The following is a 16,078-nucleotide window of genomic DNA, read 5'->3' as shown; positions in this document are numbered from 1 at the left end:
CCTTATTTGAATTGTGGCAAATAGTCCTTGTGCGCTTCCTTCAGCTCGTGGAAGCAATCATGTGCCGTCTGGTAGTCGCCTACCAGCGGGTTCATCATCAAGGCGCGCATCGCTGCCGCTTCGCTTCCTTCTACAGCTGCTGCAACGGTTTCGCGCTCGTAAGCCTTCACCATGCGCATGTAGTCGATGATATGCTGGTTGTCAAAGTCAGACACGGCAATAGGCTTCGCGCCGTCCTTGCCGATCACAGCCGTCACTTCAATGGCATCGCTGTCTTCCATAAATGGCAGAGCGCCATGATTCAGCAGGTTCACGACATGCTTCTCTTGCTTGTCATTGAAGATCGCGTCCACCAGGCTGATCGCTACTTCGGAGTAGTTGGCGCCGCCTCGGGAGGAGAGCAGCTCCGGCTTCGAATGAAGCTCTGCGTTGGAGTAGATGTCCAGCAGCTCTTCTTCGATCTGCATGCACTTCTCGCCGCGAGACAGCTCAGCGTCCTTCAGCAATTTCAGTTTTTTATCTTTGAAGTAGTAATATTCAAGATAGGAGGACGGGATTGCGCCGACCAGCTGGACAAGCTCCTTGCTGAAGCCGGTGGAAGGAATGTTCTTCATCGTCTCGCTGTTCAGACCCATATCCAGCGCTGTCTTCAAGTAGTCTTTGCCGTCTTGCTCGATGGCGGTTACCCAGCTCAGATGGTTCAGGCCGATATACGTAAGCTCTGCATTCGGCAGCTCCATGCTTTCGCGGATGCTCTTGTTCATATTGTAAGGGACGTTGCAGAGGCCCAGCATTTTCACATTCGTATGATTCAGAATCGCTTCGGTAATAATACCTGCCGGGTTGGAGAAGTTAATGAGCCAAGCGTCCGGACAAAGCTCTTCCATTCGTTTCGCAATATCCAGCATAACGGGAATGGTGCGCATCGCTTTGAAGAAACCGCCGATGCCGCAAGTCTCTTGGCCGATCAAGCCGTATTTCAGCGGAATCTGTTCGTCCACTACGCGTGCAGGCAGCTTGCCTACGCGAATCTGGCCAAGCACGAAGTCCGCGCCGCGAAGCGCTTCGTCGAGATCCTTTGTTTTGACAACCTGGCAGTTCATGCCCGCAGCCGTTGTCATGCGCTCGCACAGGCCGCCAACAATCTCAAGCTTCCGGTCATCGATATCCATCAAGGCAAGCTCGTAAAGTGGAAGAGAATCCTTCCGCTTGATAATGCCTTCCATCAGTTCAGGTGTATACGTGCTGCCAGCGCCGATAATCGCGATTTTAAGCTTTCTCTCCATGTCACTCATCCTTTGCTGCATTAGTAAGGCCAGTATATCACGCGGTGCTATTTTCAACAATAAAAATCAATATGACTAAAAAGTTTTGAAATAAAATTTTAAAAATTGGATACTCATGCAAACGTTTGTGCCGAAAAGTGCTTGTAATTTGTGGCTATTACGTATACTATTTAGTTGCGAAAACATGACACGGAATAGGGAGCGGCACATGGCGATTAATGATAATGTCTTGATTAAAATCCGCGAACGCAAAGACAGTCTGACGCCTGTTGAACGGCTGGTCGCGGAATATATATTAGCCAATAAAGAAGAGATTCCGCATCTCTCGATTAAAAGCCTTGCGCAAGCGAGCAAGACGAGCGATGCATCCGTCCTGCGCTTCTGCAAGACGATGGGCTACAACGGTTATCGGAGCTTCATCGTCAGCATCTCGGCTTCGCTAGGCTCGATGGATGAGGAGTCGGTCGACCAATATACAGATATCCAGCCTGGAGATGAGCTTATGACGATCATCTCCAACATAAGCCGGAACAATATGCGCTCTATCGAGGATACGTTGAGCGTGCTCGACCGAACCGCCGTGGAGCGGGCTGTTCATGCGCTGCGCACGAGCAAGCGGATTATCTTCTTCGGAATCGGCGCTTCCGGCTTGGTAGCGCAGGATGCGGAGCAGAAGTTCACGCGCATCAATATGATGTGCCATGCCTTTCTGGACGGACACAGCCAGCTTACAGCTGCTGCGCTGTTGACCAAAGACGATGTGGCGATCTTCATCTCCAATTCTGGCGATACGATCGAAATTCTGGATTCGCTGGAGATTGCGAAGAAGAATGGCGCTCATATCGTAGCGATCACCAAGTACGGCAAGAGCGAGCTATCAAGCCGCGCTGATACGCTGCTCAGCATCTCTACGCCTGAGATTTCGATCCGAAGCGGAGCGATGGGCTCGCGTATCGCGATGCTGACGATCATCGATATGTTGTTTGCCGGGGTGGCAAGCGCGGATTATCAGCAAGTGAAGAAATATTTGTCCAAGAGCCGCAGCATTATTGCAAACAAGCGGAGAAGATAACAGAGCTGCCTATATGGTAGTTGACAACCACTGTCCTTCGGGGCGGTGGTTTTTTATTTCAGCCAAGAGGGAAACTACAAGGCAGTCCCCATACGGCTTCCTATGGGGAAACCGCGAGTGCCGCGTTCGACATAGATTGTGCAAGGGGTACAAATTGTGATATAAAATGCCAAATATAAGTTTCAACTTAAAAATTTATTTCAAAATCTATTGACGAGATTGAAATAAAAGTTTTAATATAGAGTCAGCAACACAACAGAAATGAAACGATCACTCGGGATGACACACAGAAACGAACCCAAGCCATGATCACGTTAGGGGAATCACTATGAATGACTATCTTGCAAGCTTAACGACGGAGGGGATTAATGCCGAAACGGCCATGATTGACGAGTTGACGACAGAGCAAATGCTGAAACTCATCAATCAGGAAGACGCGACGGTGCCTACAGCGGTCGCCGCTGAGCTGCCTCAAATTGCAGCTGCGGTGGAAGCGCTTCATCGGGTGCTGGCAAGCGGGGGCCGTATGTTCTACATCGGCGCGGGAACATCGGGGAGACTTGGTGTGCTTGACGCTTCAGAATGTCCACCGACCTTCGGAACCGATCCCTCATTGGTACAGGGTCATATCGCAGGCGGAGACATCGCACTGCGGGTAGCTGTGGAAGGCTGTGAAGATGACGGCGAAGAAGGAAAAGCGTTAATCGATCGCATTGGCGTAACACCTGGCGACGCGGTAATCGGAATTTCCGCAAGCGGAAGCGCTGCTTTCGTCATCGAAGGACTGCGAAGAGCAGGCGAGATTGGCGCGACGACGATTAGCGTTGTCAACAACAAAGGAACGAAGCTTGGCGAAGTAAGCTCCATTACGATTGCGCCGGTTGTTGGACCGGAGGTAATCGCGGGCTCCACAAGATTGAAAGCAGGGACGGCGCAGAAGCTGGTGCTGAACATGCTGACGACGGGCACGATGGTGAAGCTGGGCAAGACGTATAATAACTTGATGGTTGATATGAAAGCGAGCAACAAAAAGCTGTATGATCGTGCGGTGCGCATGATCAGAATGACGACCGGGGTTGACCACGACACGGCCAAGGACACATTGCAGCAAGCGAAAATGGACTGCAAGCTGGCGATCATGATGATCAAGTCCGGGCTTAAAGCCGATGAGGCGCGGAAGATGCTGTCTGATTGCGGAGGCAGCCTGAAGAGAGCTATTCGCGTTTGCGCTAAAGTAATGTAAGCTTGCTTGGCCGGATGTGGGTATATAGAATGAAATGATTAAAGGGAGGATCTTAGCAATGAAAAGAAAAACGAAATTTGCTGCATCTGTTTTGGCTCTCATGCTTTCTGTAGGCGCACTTTCCGCTTGCGGATCCAGTAACAACAATGCTGGTCCAAGCAACTCGCCTAGCCCGTCCGCTTCTACAGGAACGGAAGGCGAAGCTGCGAAAGACACCATCACGGCGCTGCTTCCGCCGGTGTCTCCTAAGTACCAAGAGAACTTCAAGCAAATGGAAGCCGACTTCAACAAGCTTTATCCTAACCTGACTTTGAAAATCGAACCTGCAAGCTGGGAAGACATGACACAAAAGCTTGACACACAAGTAAACGCGGGCAGTCCTCCTGATCTTGCTTTCATGGGCTCCGACGGTATCTCCAAGTATGCGCAAATGGGCATGCTGATGGATATTAAAGACCTTGTTACACCAGAGATGGTAGCTGACTTCGACGAAGCTCCGCTGGAATACATGAAGAACGGCGAAGGCCTGTACGGCTTGCCAGGATACATGGAAGTTCACTCTATTGGCGGCAACAAGCAAATGCTTGAAGATGCGGGAATCGACTGGAAGAAAGTACAGCAAGAAGGCTGGACTTATGAAGAGTTCCGTGAAGCGATCAAAGCTGGCGTCAAAACTGAAAACGGCAAAACGCGTTACGGTTTCGTATTCGCAACAGCTGGTGTAGCTTCCAAGGATTACCTGAGCATTTTGGTGAAAAACGCAGGCATGCCTTCGCCATTCACAAAAGATCATAAGTATTCCTACACAAGCAAAAACTATCTGGAAGTATTGAAAGCAATTCGCCAAATGATCGACGACGGCTCCATGCCGAAAGAGCTGAGCTCCGTTGACGCCGGCAAGCGCTGGAACATGTTCCTGACAGGTCAAACGATGATCACGGGTAAAGGTCTGGCGGTATTCGAAAACTCCGCTAACCAGAACAACAAGAAAATCGAAGCAAATGATGGAAGCGCTGTTGCGGACAGTATCGCTGTAGATTACATTGCATTGCCAGTGCCTTCCTTCGCGGGCCAAGAAGCGGTATCCCATGCCGTTGTCGACGGATATGTAGCGTTCCGCGGCAAGAAAGAGCCAACTGAAGAGCATAAAGCAAACATTGTTAAAGCAGCTTACTTCCTGGCAAGCGGTCAAGTAGCAGCTACAACAAATGGAGACCTGTTCGCAGCTCATATCACGAACAGTGCTCGTGAAATCGCTAAAACAATGGAATCCACTCGTAACCCTGACAACATCGCGGCTGTAGAGAAGATGCTGGAGCATGCTGCACCGGCACGTCCTGACATCCCTGTAGAGCTGGGCGCGAAAGCGATCAAAGTAGAAAACGAAGTTGTCATTCCGAAGCTGCAAGCCTTACTTGCTGGTGAAATTTCGCCGGAAGACATGTACGAAGCAGTTAAGAAAGCTGCAATCGATGCCTTTGGCGCAGATGGAGTTGTACAAGAGTAATACAGTTCAATCCCATCGTATGCATTCGAGGGTGAGCGACCGCGTTTGAGCGGAGGTTTTGATCGCCGATAAAATTCGGCAAGATTAACGCTCGGATAGCCGCCCCCTGATCGGGGGGGCTATCCGATTATGTTTTCGGCGAAGTTAGCGGTAGTGAAAGGAGTCCTGAATGATGGCTCGAGCATCAAGCATCAAGAATCGTCTTAATAAGGGCGATAGCGTATGGGCGTACGCATTTATTGCAGTAGCGCTCGTCGTATATGCGCTATTCACAGCGTATCCCGTTATAAGTGCACTACTTATCAGTTTTCAGGAATACCGTCCATTAGGCTCCAGCTATATTGGAATTGACAATTACGCGAGTATCTTCAAGAGCGAGCTCTTCGGCAAAGCTTTGTGGAACACGCTAGTCTATACGGTACTGACGGTTCCGGTTGCGCTGATTCTCTCCTTCGGTGTTGCCATTATGATTATGCCGCTTAAGAAATGGGCACAGACAACGTTCAAGGCGATCTATTACTTGCCAGCTGTAGCATCAGGCGTAGCGTTGTCCGTTGTATGGCTGTGGATCTACGATCCAATGCCGGGCGGCATACTCAATCAGCTGATCGGACTTCTCGGCATCGAGAATCAGAACTGGCTGGGCTCCAGCTCTACGTCCATGTTCTCACTCGTGCTGATGTCCTGGCTATCCAGCCACGGAACGAGCATCATCATCTATGTAGCCGCGCTGCTTGGCATCGACGAAAGCTACTATGAAGCGGCGGAGATTGATGGCGCGACGTTCTGGCAGAAGATGTGGCATATCGTAATTCCATGTTTGAAGCCAACCACTTTGTTCTTGCTCGTAACCGGCGTTATCGGCTCCTTCCAGGTATTCCAGAATGCATACCTGATGACAGGCGGCGGACCGGACCATTCCACAACAATGGTGGGCTTGCTTATCTTTGATACGGCGTTCAAATATTTCGAATTCGGCAAAGCGGCGGCTCAATCGCTTATCCTTGCCTTGATTATCGGCATCATCGCGTTTATCCAGTTCAAGTTCCTGGGCAAAGACGTGGAATACTAGTAGAAGGAGGGACCCGAATTGGCCCTGTTTAACAACCACTTGGGAAATCGCGCAGCCAGATATACACGCAACACGATCATTGTTGTCCTCCTTCTGCTGTTCGCGTTAGCGACTTTGTTCCCAATTTATTTCATGATTATGTCGTCCTTCGGGGACCCCGTAGAAGCCGGAGCGATCAGCTATTCGATCTGGCCAAGCAAGTTCTCGTTCGAATCGTATAAGTTTTTCTTCAATTTTAGCGAGTACTCGTATCGCTGGTTACTGAACTCTTTAATTGTTGCTACGGTCGTTATGGTTTCTAACGTCATATTTGCTACGATGGCGGGCTATGCGTTTGGCAAGATCAACTTCAAAGGACGCAACGTGCTGTTCGCCGTATTGCTAGCGGCTATGATGATTCCTTACCAGGTTACGCAAGTGCCGCTGTACATTCTGATCGTGAACATTTTCGAGATTCAGAACACGTACCAAGCACTCATTATGCCATCTCTCGTTACGGTCTATAATATCTTCCTGGCGAAGCAGTTCATGAGCTCGATTCCGAAGGAGATATTGGAGAGCGCCAAGGTAGAGGGTGCGAGCCAGTTCAAGATTTTGACCAAAATCATTATGCCTTTGTCCAAAACCGTTATGGCCGTTATGGCGATCCTGACATTCATGGAAAATTGGAATACGTTCTTCTGGCCGTTCCTGGTCACGAACACCATGGATATGCAGACGATTCAAGTCGGTCTGAAAAACTTCCGCTTTGCCAACACGACGTTCTTTGCTCCAATGATGGCGGGTGCGACCATTTCAGCGGTTCCGATGTTCATTCTGTTCTTCAGCCTGCAGCGTTACTTCCTGGAGGGTGTAACAGTCGGCGCGGTCAAAGGTTAACATTTGCGCTTACAAGGCTGCGGCTCCTGCCGCAGCCTTGGTATTAGGAACGGTTCATGGAAGAGGAGGGACAGCATGATTACAACCTGGAATGAGCGATATCGCTCGGAAGTGATCGATTTGTGGAATAAGGAAGCCGTTAAGGACAGCTACAAGGAGATGACGGAAGAGGACTTCTCCCGGATCTTCACGAATCATGCCAACTTCGACCCCGCCTGCACGTTCGTATGGCTGGAGGATGGCCGGTTAACGGGCTTTGCCTGCGGCTGTACGGGAGACGAGCTCCCGCTTGGCGATGCCGCCGGATATATCACCTGCATTGTGCTGGATTCCGGTTCAGATAAGCAGGATAGGTATGCCGGATTGCTGGAGGCTATGGAGGATCGCTTCCTGGAGCTGGGTAAGCGGCAGGCGGAGGTCCTGTTCTTTAACCCGATGCAATTGCCTTGGTATATCCCGGATACGGATTGCCACGAGCATAATAATGCGCCGGGCGTGCCTGTCGGAAGCGGCCTGCATCAGTTTCTGCTGCAGGAGGGTTACACGGAACGGGCGACGCAATGCGCGATGTATCTGAAGCTTGGTGCCTTCGAGGTGCCGGAGAGTATTGTGGCGAAGGAAGAGAAGGCTGCGGCAGAGGGTTACATGGTTGAATTGCTGGATACGTCGAAGCATACCGGCATCGCCGAGATGCTGGAGACGCTCGGCAATCCGCTATGGACGAGAGAGATTGGCGGCAGCGCGGAGTCGGGTACGCCGGTTGTTATCGCAGCGCATGAAGGGAAGGCGGCAGGCTTTGCCGGACCTGTGATCAGACAGCCTAACGGACGCGGCTATTTTGCCGGTATCGGGGTTACGCCTCAGCATGAAGGCCATGGACTTGGCTCAAGCCTGTTCTTCCGTCTATGCGAAGCCTTTCAGAATATTGGCACTGACTATATGTCGTTGTATACAGGCAGCAACAATCCTGCCATACGCATCTATGAAAAAGCCGGATTTCAGACGGTGAAAACATTCGCTATCATGAGGAAGGAGCTTGTATAACCATGAGTGAGAGACAACCGATTACGATTCTGGGCATTGGGGCCCATGTAGGTGACGTTGAGCTGGTAGCGGGAGGCGTGCTTGCAAGCCATTACTTGAAGGGCGACAAGATCGCGACGCTGGCGCTGACAGCGGGCGAGCGCGGTGTGCCGGACTGGCAGGACGTGAATGAATACCGCGAGCAAAAAGTACGCGAGGCGCATACCTTCGCCAATATGCTTGGCGGCGAGGCACGTGTATTCGAGATTCCGGACGGCGAGATTCAGGATGATCAAGAAATTCGTCTGCGCGTCTGCGATGTAATTCGCGAGGTGAAGCCGAACATCATCATTACGCATCACTGCAACAGTATGCATAAGGACCATGCAACAACTCATCGTATCGTCAACGATGCGCGATTCTTCGCCGGTTTGCGGGCGATGGAGCGCGAGCATCCGGCGCATTTTGCAGCGAAGCTGTACTACGGCGAGAACTGGGAAGATGCAGTTGACTATGTTCCTTATGTCTACGTGGACTTCAATCAAGAAGCGTTCGACCTGTGGATCGAAGCTTTGTCCACGCACTGGTTCGTGACGGGCAGCAAGTCGTTCAACTATATGGATTACTACAAATCTCTTGCCCGCGTAAGAGGACTGGAAGCCAGGAAGGAATATGCGGAGACATTCATGATTCCAGCCGAGACGATGCGCTTGCGTCAATCTGAGTTGTAGTCCGGATCAAAAGGAGAAGCTTATGATACGAAACGGAATTGACAATATCGATGCTTACGCCGATCTGTTCCGCGGCAAGCGGCTTGGTCTCATTACGGCACCGACCGGGCTGAATGCGGAGTTTCGTTCAACGATTGATATCCTGCATGAGAAATTCCATCTTGCAGCGATGTTCTCCCCCGAGCATGGCGTTCGGGGCGATCTGGCCGCGGGTGCGCTGGTCGATACGTATGAGGACCCTGCGACCGGCGTGCCGGTCTACAGCTTGTACCGGAAGGATTCCAAACGCCTGACGCCGGAGATGCTGGACGCCGTCGATATGGTCGTCTATGATATTCAAGACGTTGGCGCACGCTATTATACATTCATCTATACGATGCTTTATGCACTAGAAGACTGCGCGAAGGCAGGCAAGCCTTTTGTCGTGCTGGACCGGATGAATCCGCTGGATGGCGTGACGGTGGAAGGGAATGTGCTGAAGGAAGGATTCACATCGTTTGTCGGCAACTATCCGCTGGCCGTACGCTACGGGCTAACGGCCGGTGAAGTCGCCATGATGGCGAGCAGCGAGACGAACCTGGGCGCCGAGCTGTATGTCGTACCTTGCGAGGGCTGGAGCCGGACCATGACGATCTCGGAGACGGGACGCGCATGGATCCCCCCTTCAATGGGCATTCCGCGCTTCCATACGGCGCTGCTTTATCCGGGCACTTGCCTGTTCGAAGGCACCAATCTATCGGAAGGACGCGGCACGACAGCTCCGTTCGAGCTGATTGGCGCGCCATTCGTAGACGCGGAGCTGCTCGCGAAGGAAATGAACGCCAAAGGATTGCCGGGCGTATACTTCCGCCCGTCCTACTTCAAGCCGTCTTTCTCGAAGCATGAAGGCGAGCTGTGCAGAGGCGTGTATGCGCATGTACTTGACGAGCGCACGCTCAGACCGGTAGAGCTAGGTGTCGAGCTGCTCTTTACCGTGAAGAAGCTATTTCCGGAATTTGCGTTCCTGCCTCCTGTGAAGGAAAATGGAAGACCGTTCATCGATCTGCTGTGCGGAGACAATGTGTACCGCGGGGATTCGGTTGATGTTCCGGCGCTGCTGGAGCAATTCCGCGAGGAAAGCCGTACCTTCGCGGCGCGCAAGGCGCAATTCCACTTATATTAGAGACAACGAAGCCGGAGTGATTCGAACATGAGATACGTTGCGGGACTGGATGGCGGAGGCACGAAGACGGCAGTGACGATTGGAGATGAGAACGGATCAATCGTACACGAATTTGCCGTCGGCGCCTTGAATATTAACGGCCAGGATGAAGCCAGCGTAAGAGCGGCACTTGCCGAAATCTGCGAGGAGATTGGCCGGGCTTTGCCAGGCGGCCTTGCTGCTTGCTCGGTCATCTGCCTGGGCGCGGCGGGCATCAGCAATCCCGTGGTAAGCGGACTGATGACCTCGGGTCTGCGCGAAGGCGGTTATCAGGGCGAGCTTGTGCTGGTTGGCGATCATGAGACTGCACTATGTGGAGCACATGATGGCTTGTACGGTGCCATTCTGATTGCAGGCACAGGCTCGATCGCTTACGGCCGCAATGGGAGCGGCGATACGCATCGCGCCGGCGGCTTCGGCCATCTCATTGACGATGAGGGCAGCGGTTACAGCATTGGCCGTGATCTGCTGTCAGCGGTTGTCCGTGCATCGGACGGCCGGGAGGAGTCTACGGTTATTACGGATTTGGTGTATGAACGACTCCATATCGGCTCGGTTCGCGAGATCGTAGGATTCGTCTATGACAAGAACCGGAATAAAAAAGAGATTGCTGCAATCGCGCCGCTGCTATCCGCAGCTTGTGAAAGCGGGGACCGCGCGGCTCTGCGCATTGCGCAGAAGAATGCAGAAGCTCTTGCCGAGACGGCATGTGCCGTCACCCGGCGTCTTGGTCTGCAAGATGGAGAGCTGGCACTGCTCGGCAGCGTGCTGACACGCAATCGTCATGTGCGGGAGATGTTCATCGAGGCAATGAGCCGTCTGCAGCCGCAGGTGAGCTGTATTGAGCCGAAACGGGACGCGTCGTATGGTGCGGTATTGCTTGCGCTAGAGAAGCTGAAGGATGGCGAGACAGGCTAGGGCGGCTGGAGCCGCAGTCTTTGGGAGGATGAAGCATCCTCCGGCGGCAGCTGGCAGAAGTTGAAGGGCAAGAAGAGGCCGGCAGAACGATCTGTCGGCCTCTTGCCGTATCAAGATGATAGGCCGAGGCCCGCAGGCATCGATGACGCCGCATGCGGGGATCAACAATGAAAAAGGAGCGTGGCGGAGCATGCTAACAGGCTTGGCGGGGAAAGCATCGGTTATCGGCATCGGTCTTATGTCTGGCACATCACTGGACGGAGTGGATGCCGCTGTAGTCAAGATAGAAGGAAGCGGACTGCAATCCAAGGTTCATCTGTTGCATTATTATACGAAACCCTATGATGATGAATTGCGAGCGCGGATCAAAGAGCTGTGCGATCCTGCGACGTCCAATGTTATGAATATTTGCGGCATGAATGTCTATATGGGCGAGCTGTTCGCACAGGCGGCGATCGAGGCGGCGCGCGAGGCGGGTCTTGCTAAGGAGGAGATCGACTTCGTGAGCTCGCACGGACAGACGATCTGGCATATGCCCGAGGTGACGGTGCAGGATCAATATCTGAGCCGCTCGACTCTGCAGATTGGCGACTTGTCGGTTATCTCCAAGCGGACGGGATGGCTCTCTGTGGGCGATTTCCGGCCTGCCGACATGGCGGCAGGCGGTCAAGGTGCGCCTCTAGTTCCTTACGGAGATTTGATCCTGTTTGGCGACCCGAGCAAGGGCAGGCTGCTGCAAAATATCGGCGGCATCGGCAATTGTACAGCGCTGCCTCCTGGAGCGGGGCCGGAGGACGTATTCGCCTTCGATACCGGTCCGGGCAATATGATCATGGACCAGACCGTGCTTACGCTCACCGATGGACGTCTGAGCTATGACGAAGGCGGCGCATGGGCAGCGCTGGGCACACCGGACGAAGAGCTGCTGGCTGAGCTGCTGTCGCATCCGTACTTCCGCCAGCTACCGCCGAAGTCAACGGGCCGCGAGCTTTTCGGTGCTGCTTATACCGAAGCCTTCCTGCGCAGAGCAAGCGAGCGCGGTCTGCATGCAGCGGATATTGTCGCGACGGCCACAGCGTTCACGGCGCATACGATAGCGGATGCCTGCAAGGAGCTGGTTATGCCGCGCTGTCGGATCGACGAGGTTATTGTCAGCGGCGGAGGCGCTCATAACCGCACGCTCATGGCTGCGCTGGCACGGCTGCTGCCAGAGCAGAGCATTATGAACGCCGGAGCGCTGGGGCTGGCTGACGACGCCAAGGAGGCTGTCATCTTCGCTTTGCTCGGCCATGGCTTCCTGTGCGGCGAGACGAACAATGTGCCGGCAGCAACCGGAGCGGCTTATCCGACGGTGATGGGCAAGCTGGCTTTGCCGTAAAGGAGTGGGCATTCAACTCTCCAGATCCATAGAAAAGAACCTTCGTACTCTCAAAGTGATGCGCTCCTCTAATCCACTCGCCGGACAAAAACTGCGGGTAATCCGGTGGGGGAGCAGGGCATATCTCATCGCCTGAGAGGCTTCGAAGGTTCTATTTGTCGTGGAGTGCTAATTGTATTGTGCGGCTGAGACTCGCCTCAATGACCGGTCAGATAAGGAGGCAGGCTGCCTTCGTTCGTCTTCAAGGTCATGCTTCCTCGCGTCACCGTATAAATCATCGCGCGGCTTCCTTCTTCATTCTCTTTGCTCCATTGCTCCCGGAAGGTCACTTCAAATTGCTCATGGCCAACCCGTGCAACAGATGTTTCCCGGGTGACCTTGTAGCCGTCCAGCTCAAGCTGGGTAGCGCCTACCTGCTTCGGGAATATCTCAAGCTCAGTGCCGCTGGTCCCAGAGGTTGCGGCTCTGACAGCGGCTTCTTTCGTGAAGGGCTGCTGTTCAGGCGTCTTTTCGTTTGTAAGCGACAGGAGGCCTACCCCGGCAATGATAACGAGCGGCAGCGCCAGCGAGATCAGTATGCCGTTTTTGCGCCATCCCCGCTCCGAAATCCAGGCAAACAGGAAATCTGCAAGCCAGTAAACCAGAGCAGCCGCAAGACATAACCAAGTGAAGCTGGCTGACCGGAAAGGGATGCTGAGTAATGCGCCGAATATCAGATGTCCGGCAACAGGGAGCGCGATCTCCATGATGCGGCTGTGCACGCGCCGGTTCGTTACAAACTCCAGCGCAATCGATACAAGTGAGCCATATATCAGTACGATCGGAAACACATATAAGCTAATGAAGGTCGTCCAGGTCATGAATTGATCAAAGCGGGGGAAGGTAGCTTGCGCTTCTACCCCGGTCAGAACCAAAGACATGTAGATGACGACTGCAAATGAAGTCAAATAAGATGCAATGACTTTTCTAATTAGCAAATGCAGGCCTCCTTTCCGAAATATTATCACCGGCGCCACAAGCCGAATGATGCGAAAGCGATTGCAAGGACGGACAGTTTGTGACTGCGTATAGAAATGATGTTTTTGAAAGAAATATATAGGATGAATGAGAAGCGCACCCCAAAAAAGCTGCCATGCCAACGGGACGTATGGCCCGTTTAGCAGGCAGCCTTGTGCAGCCCGGCGCTACTCTGCTTGATAATCCTCGACGATAACTTCCAACTCGCCCGTCTCAGGATCGATGACGAAGCCATGTACAGGAATCGCTTTAGGGAACAATGGATGCTTGCGAATCATTCGAACGCTATGCATGACGCCTTCTTCCGCACTGCTGAAGCCGCGAAGGAACTTCTCCATGCGAATGCCGGAATTCTCCAGTGTCTCGATCGCGAGCGGGTCGATACCGTGCTCGCTGAATTTCTTGATCATGCCTTGCGTATCCAGGTTTGTCATACCGCAGCCGTGGTGGCCAATGACAAGCACCTCGCGCGCGCCAAGCTCGTATACCGCTACCAGAATGCTCCGCATGGCACTTCCGAAGGGCTGGGTCAGGATGGCGCCAGCGTTCTTGATAAACTTGGCGTCTCCGTTGCGAAGGTTAAGCGCTTTGGGAAGGAGCTCAACGAGTCTGGTGTCCATACAGGTGAGGATGGCGATTTTTTTCTCCGGGAACTTGTCCGTTAAGTAAGCCTCGTATTGTTTTTCCTCGACGAATGTTTTGTTGAATGCCATCAATTGTGGAACGATAGACATAGGTGATCCTCCTTTTAACAATTGAAACTTGTACAGAGCGTGCTTTTTTATCTATTATTCATACAATCGCGCCGCTCGTCAATGAAAGACTGTTGACAGGAAACCGAAAGGTTTCGTATTATGATAATTAGAAACCATTTGGTTTCCTAATGAGTGGTTTAGTGGACGGAACTGTGTTTTATAGCGTAAAACCTGGTGAGGGAGCGAAGAGACGGTATGGCTATCGCCTCAATCGTGACCTGCGTCTAATAGGAGGAGTGAATACAGGATGTCGAGTGAACAACAGGGAGTACTGGCTGATGTAGTCAAGGAAGTCACGATAAAAGCTCCAATTGCAAAGGTATGGGAGGCAGTAGCAACGGCGGAAGGAATCGCAGCATGGTTCATGCCGAACAACTTCGAGCCGATACTGGGGCACGAGTTTCAGTTAAATGCAGGGCCATTCGGTCATTCGCCATGCAAGGTGCTGGAGCTGGACCCGCCTAATCGCCTGGTCTTCTCTTGGGACAAGGACTGGACGGTAACGTTCCAACTGGAGGCGATAGATGAGGGTACCCATTTCAAGCTCATCCACGGAGGCTGGGATGCCGATACGGCTACCGCTTTTGGAGAGAAGCATGCGGTGGTCAGAGAGCGGATGGCTGGCGGTTGGACGGGTATTGTGCAGAAGCTTGTCCGTACGGTGGAGGGCTGAGATGGGAGAGGCATTGCCTAAGCATGATGTCTTCCATGCGATCTCGGACCCCACAAGACGGAAGCTTCTTCATCTGCTCGGCGATGGCGAGCTGCCAGTGAACGTCATCAGCGGACACTTCCCGATGAGCCGGCCAGCGGTGTCCAAGCATCTGCGCATTCTGGCGGATGCAGGGCTGGTGAAGGATCGCAAGGTGGGAAGAGAGACGAGGTACAGGCTGGAGGCGGAGCCGCTGCGGGAGCTGCAGCAATGGCTCGCTTACTTCGAGCGGTATTGGGACAATAAGCTTGCTGCTCTCAAGCAGTATGTGGAAAGCGGAGAACAAGAAAACGGGTAGTGTGGCAAATAGCCATTCATCACGCCCAAGCATGAACCCAAAAGGTCCCGTCAGCGATTATGCTGGCGGGACCTTTATTGTATGACGGACTATTCTCTTAACAGCCGCAGATCGAATGCCGGTACAAGTCCAAGCTTGGCCGCACGGCCGAGCAAAGCTTCAATGGCTCCATAGCCGTCCTCGCCCAGATCATGGCTGAAGGAATTGACATACAGCTCGATATGGGACTGCGCCACTTCAGGCGACAGCTCCTGGGCATGGGCCATGACGTACTCTGTGGAGGCGGAAGGGCTATTCCAGGCATGCTCGAGCGAAGAGCGAATCCATCCACTGAGGGCATCTGCATCCAGTGAACGCTTGGCGATAATGGCGCCGAGCGGGATCGGCAAGCCTGTATCCTCTTCCCACCAGCTGCCCAGATCGGCCAGCTTATGAAGTCCGTAGTTACCGTAAGTGAAGCGGGCTTCATGAATGACCAGACCAGCGTCTATCTTGCCGTCTCGAACAGCAGGCATGATCTCATGGAATGGCATAACGACGATCTCGCCTACGCCGCCAGGCACTTGCTGGGCCGCCCATAACCGGAACAGCAAGTACGCCGTAGAACGCTCGCTAGGAACAGCAACGCGTTTGCCCGTCAGAGCAGAGCCGTCTAGTGGTCCGCTGCCGCCTTGCGTCAATACAAGCGGTCCGCAGCCTCTTCCGAGCGCGCCGCCGCAAGGGAGCAGTCTGTAATCCGACAGCACCCAAGGCAATGCGGCGTAGGAGATTTTCATCACTTCCGGTCCCTCACGGCGGGCGGCCAGATGGTTCGTTATATCAATGTCCGCATAGGTTACGTCAAGCTGGGGCGCATCCGGAAGCAGACCGTTCGCCCAGGCATGGAAAATAAAGGTGTCATTCGGACAAGGAGAATAAGCGATTTGAAGACGTTTTTGCATGAAAATCCCTCCTTCTGTTGTTCATGATGCCTATATTCAATGAGC

At 53.0% G+C, this 16,078-nt stretch carries 16 protein-coding genes; 12 read left to right on the top strand and 4 right to left on the bottom strand.

Going from position 1 to position 16,078, the window contains the following annotated elements:
• Positions 1-2 precede the first annotated feature (2 nt).
• Positions 3-1,286, bottom strand: coding sequence for a 6-phospho-beta-glucosidase (locus tag AC0YNW_RS23560; RefSeq protein ID WP_475834008.1), 1,284 nt, complete (start codon positions 1,284-1,286; stop codon positions 3-5).
• 208 nt (positions 1,287-1,494) lie between these two features.
• Here AC0YNW_RS23560 and AC0YNW_RS23555 point away from each other — a divergent pair, with 208 nt between their 5' ends.
• The 10 genes from AC0YNW_RS23555 (at position 1,495) to AC0YNW_RS23510 (ending at position 12,310) form a co-directional block, all read left to right on the top strand.
• Positions 1,495-2,358 (top strand): MurR/RpiR family transcriptional regulator, encoded by an 864-nt coding sequence (locus AC0YNW_RS23555; protein WP_475834007.1) that lies wholly within the window; start codon positions 1,495-1,497, stop codon positions 2,356-2,358.
• A gap of 328 nt (positions 2,359-2,686) precedes the next feature.
• The gene (gene murQ, locus AC0YNW_RS23550) at positions 2,687-3,601 is read left to right on the top strand and encodes an N-acetylmuramic acid 6-phosphate etherase (RefSeq protein ID WP_475834006.1); all 915 of its coding nucleotides are present in this window, start codon (positions 2,687-2,689) and stop codon (positions 3,599-3,601) included.
• A 58-nt stretch (positions 3,602-3,659) separates the two neighbouring features.
• Positions 3,660-5,108, top strand: coding sequence for an ABC transporter substrate-binding protein (locus AC0YNW_RS23545; protein ID WP_475834005.1), 1,449 nt, complete (start codon positions 3,660-3,662; stop codon positions 5,106-5,108).
• A 172-nt stretch (positions 5,109-5,280) separates the two neighbouring features.
• Positions 5,281-6,180, top strand: coding sequence for a carbohydrate ABC transporter permease (locus AC0YNW_RS23540; RefSeq protein ID WP_387479721.1), 900 nt, complete (start codon positions 5,281-5,283; stop codon positions 6,178-6,180).
• Between the two features lie 18 nt (positions 6,181-6,198).
• Entirely contained in the window at positions 6,199-7,059 is an 861-nt protein-coding gene (locus AC0YNW_RS23535; protein ID WP_387479623.1) for a carbohydrate ABC transporter permease, read from the top strand.
• Between the two features lie 75 nt (positions 7,060-7,134).
• Positions 7,135-8,103 carry a GNAT family N-acetyltransferase gene (locus AC0YNW_RS23530; RefSeq protein WP_475834004.1) on the top strand — a complete coding sequence of 323 codons (969 nt, stop codon included), beginning with the start codon at positions 7,135-7,137 and terminating at the stop codon, positions 8,101-8,103.
• Between the two features lie 2 nt (positions 8,104-8,105).
• Complete coding sequence (locus AC0YNW_RS23525; RefSeq protein WP_387479619.1) at positions 8,106-8,813, top strand: PIG-L deacetylase family protein; 708 nt, start codon at positions 8,106-8,108, stop codon at positions 8,811-8,813.
• Positions 8,814-8,835: 22 nt separating this feature from the next.
• Entirely contained in the window at positions 8,836-9,975 is a 1,140-nt protein-coding gene (locus tag AC0YNW_RS23520) for an exo-beta-N-acetylmuramidase NamZ family protein (protein WP_475834003.1), read from the top strand.
• A gap of 27 nt (positions 9,976-10,002) precedes the next feature.
• Positions 10,003-10,932 carry an N-acetylglucosamine kinase gene (locus tag AC0YNW_RS23515; protein ID WP_475834002.1) on the top strand — a complete coding sequence of 310 codons (930 nt, stop codon included), beginning with the start codon at positions 10,003-10,005 and terminating at the stop codon, positions 10,930-10,932.
• A gap of 190 nt (positions 10,933-11,122) precedes the next feature.
• Complete coding sequence (locus AC0YNW_RS23510; protein WP_475834001.1) at positions 11,123-12,310, top strand: anhydro-N-acetylmuramic acid kinase; 1,188 nt, start codon at positions 11,123-11,125, stop codon at positions 12,308-12,310.
• A 197-nt stretch (positions 12,311-12,507) separates the two neighbouring features.
• Here AC0YNW_RS23510 and AC0YNW_RS23505 read toward each other — a convergent pair whose 3' ends face one another.
• Entirely contained in the window at positions 12,508-13,287 is a 780-nt protein-coding gene (locus AC0YNW_RS23505) for a hypothetical protein (RefSeq protein WP_475834000.1), read from the bottom strand.
• A 207-nt stretch (positions 13,288-13,494) separates the two neighbouring features.
• Positions 13,495-14,061: a beta-class carbonic anhydrase gene (locus AC0YNW_RS23500; protein ID WP_475833999.1), complete on the bottom strand. Its 567-nt coding sequence runs from the start codon at positions 14,059-14,061 to the stop codon at positions 13,495-13,497.
• A 268-nt stretch (positions 14,062-14,329) separates the two neighbouring features.
• On the opposite strand from AC0YNW_RS23500, the gene AC0YNW_RS23495 reads away from it, so the two are divergent.
• Together AC0YNW_RS23495 and AC0YNW_RS23490 are read left to right on the top strand one after the other, a co-directional pair.
• A complete protein-coding gene (locus AC0YNW_RS23495; protein ID WP_475833998.1) occupies positions 14,330-14,755 on the top strand; it encodes an SRPBCC family protein in 426 nt (141 codons plus the stop codon).
• A 1-nt stretch (position 14,756) separates the two neighbouring features.
• Entirely contained in the window at positions 14,757-15,092 is a 336-nt protein-coding gene (locus tag AC0YNW_RS23490; protein ID WP_475833997.1) for an ArsR/SmtB family transcription factor, read from the top strand.
• Positions 15,093-15,181: 89 nt separating this feature from the next.
• Here the strand turns inward: AC0YNW_RS23490 and AC0YNW_RS23485 are convergent, their stop codons facing one another.
• Positions 15,182-16,033 (bottom strand): 1,4-dihydroxy-6-naphthoate synthase, encoded by an 852-nt coding sequence (locus AC0YNW_RS23485; protein ID WP_475833996.1) that lies wholly within the window; start codon positions 16,031-16,033, stop codon positions 15,182-15,184.
• Positions 16,034-16,078: the final 45 nt, after the last annotated feature.

The organism is Paenibacillus sp. J31R120 (genome assembly GCF_056269225.1).
This window is presented reverse-complemented; position numbering and strand designations above follow the sequence as displayed.

Bases quoted from the DNA above. Each gene is read 5' to 3' on its own strand.
- AC0YNW_RS23530 (WP_475834004.1), top strand. From the start codon at position 7,135: ATGATTACAACCTGGAATGAGCGATATCGCTCGGAAGTGATCGATTTG.
- AC0YNW_RS23555 (WP_475834007.1), top strand. From the start codon at position 1,495: ATGGCGATTAATGATAATGTCTTGATTAAAATCCGCGAACGCAAAGAC.
- AC0YNW_RS23540 (WP_387479721.1), top strand. From the start codon at position 5,281: ATGGCTCGAGCATCAAGCATCAAGAATCGTCTTAATAAGGGCGATAGC.
- AC0YNW_RS23485 (WP_475833996.1), bottom strand. From the start codon at position 16,033: ATGCAAAAACGTCTTCAAATCGCTTATTCTCCTTGTCCGAATGACACC.
- AC0YNW_RS23520 (WP_475834003.1), top strand. From the start codon at position 8,836: ATGATACGAAACGGAATTGACAATATCGATGCTTACGCCGATCTGTTC.
- AC0YNW_RS23545 (WP_475834005.1), top strand. From the start codon at position 3,660: ATGAAAAGAAAAACGAAATTTGCTGCATCTGTTTTGGCTCTCATGCTT.
- AC0YNW_RS23560 (WP_475834008.1), bottom strand. From the start codon at position 1,286: ATGGAGAGAAAGCTTAAAATCGCGATTATCGGCGCTGGCAGCACGTAT.
- AC0YNW_RS23495 (WP_475833998.1), top strand. From the start codon at position 14,330: ATGTCGAGTGAACAACAGGGAGTACTGGCTGATGTAGTCAAGGAAGTC.
- AC0YNW_RS23525 (WP_387479619.1), top strand. From the start codon at position 8,106: ATGAGTGAGAGACAACCGATTACGATTCTGGGCATTGGGGCCCATGTA.
- AC0YNW_RS23510 (WP_475834001.1), top strand. From the start codon at position 11,123: ATGCTAACAGGCTTGGCGGGGAAAGCATCGGTTATCGGCATCGGTCTT.
- AC0YNW_RS23515 (WP_475834002.1), top strand. From the start codon at position 10,003: ATGAGATACGTTGCGGGACTGGATGGCGGAGGCACGAAGACGGCAGTG.
- AC0YNW_RS23500 (WP_475833999.1), bottom strand. From the start codon at position 14,061: ATGTCTATCGTTCCACAATTGATGGCATTCAACAAAACATTCGTCGAG.
- AC0YNW_RS23490 (WP_475833997.1), top strand. From the start codon at position 14,757: ATGGGAGAGGCATTGCCTAAGCATGATGTCTTCCATGCGATCTCGGAC.
- murQ (WP_475834006.1), top strand. From the start codon at position 2,687: ATGAATGACTATCTTGCAAGCTTAACGACGGAGGGGATTAATGCCGAA.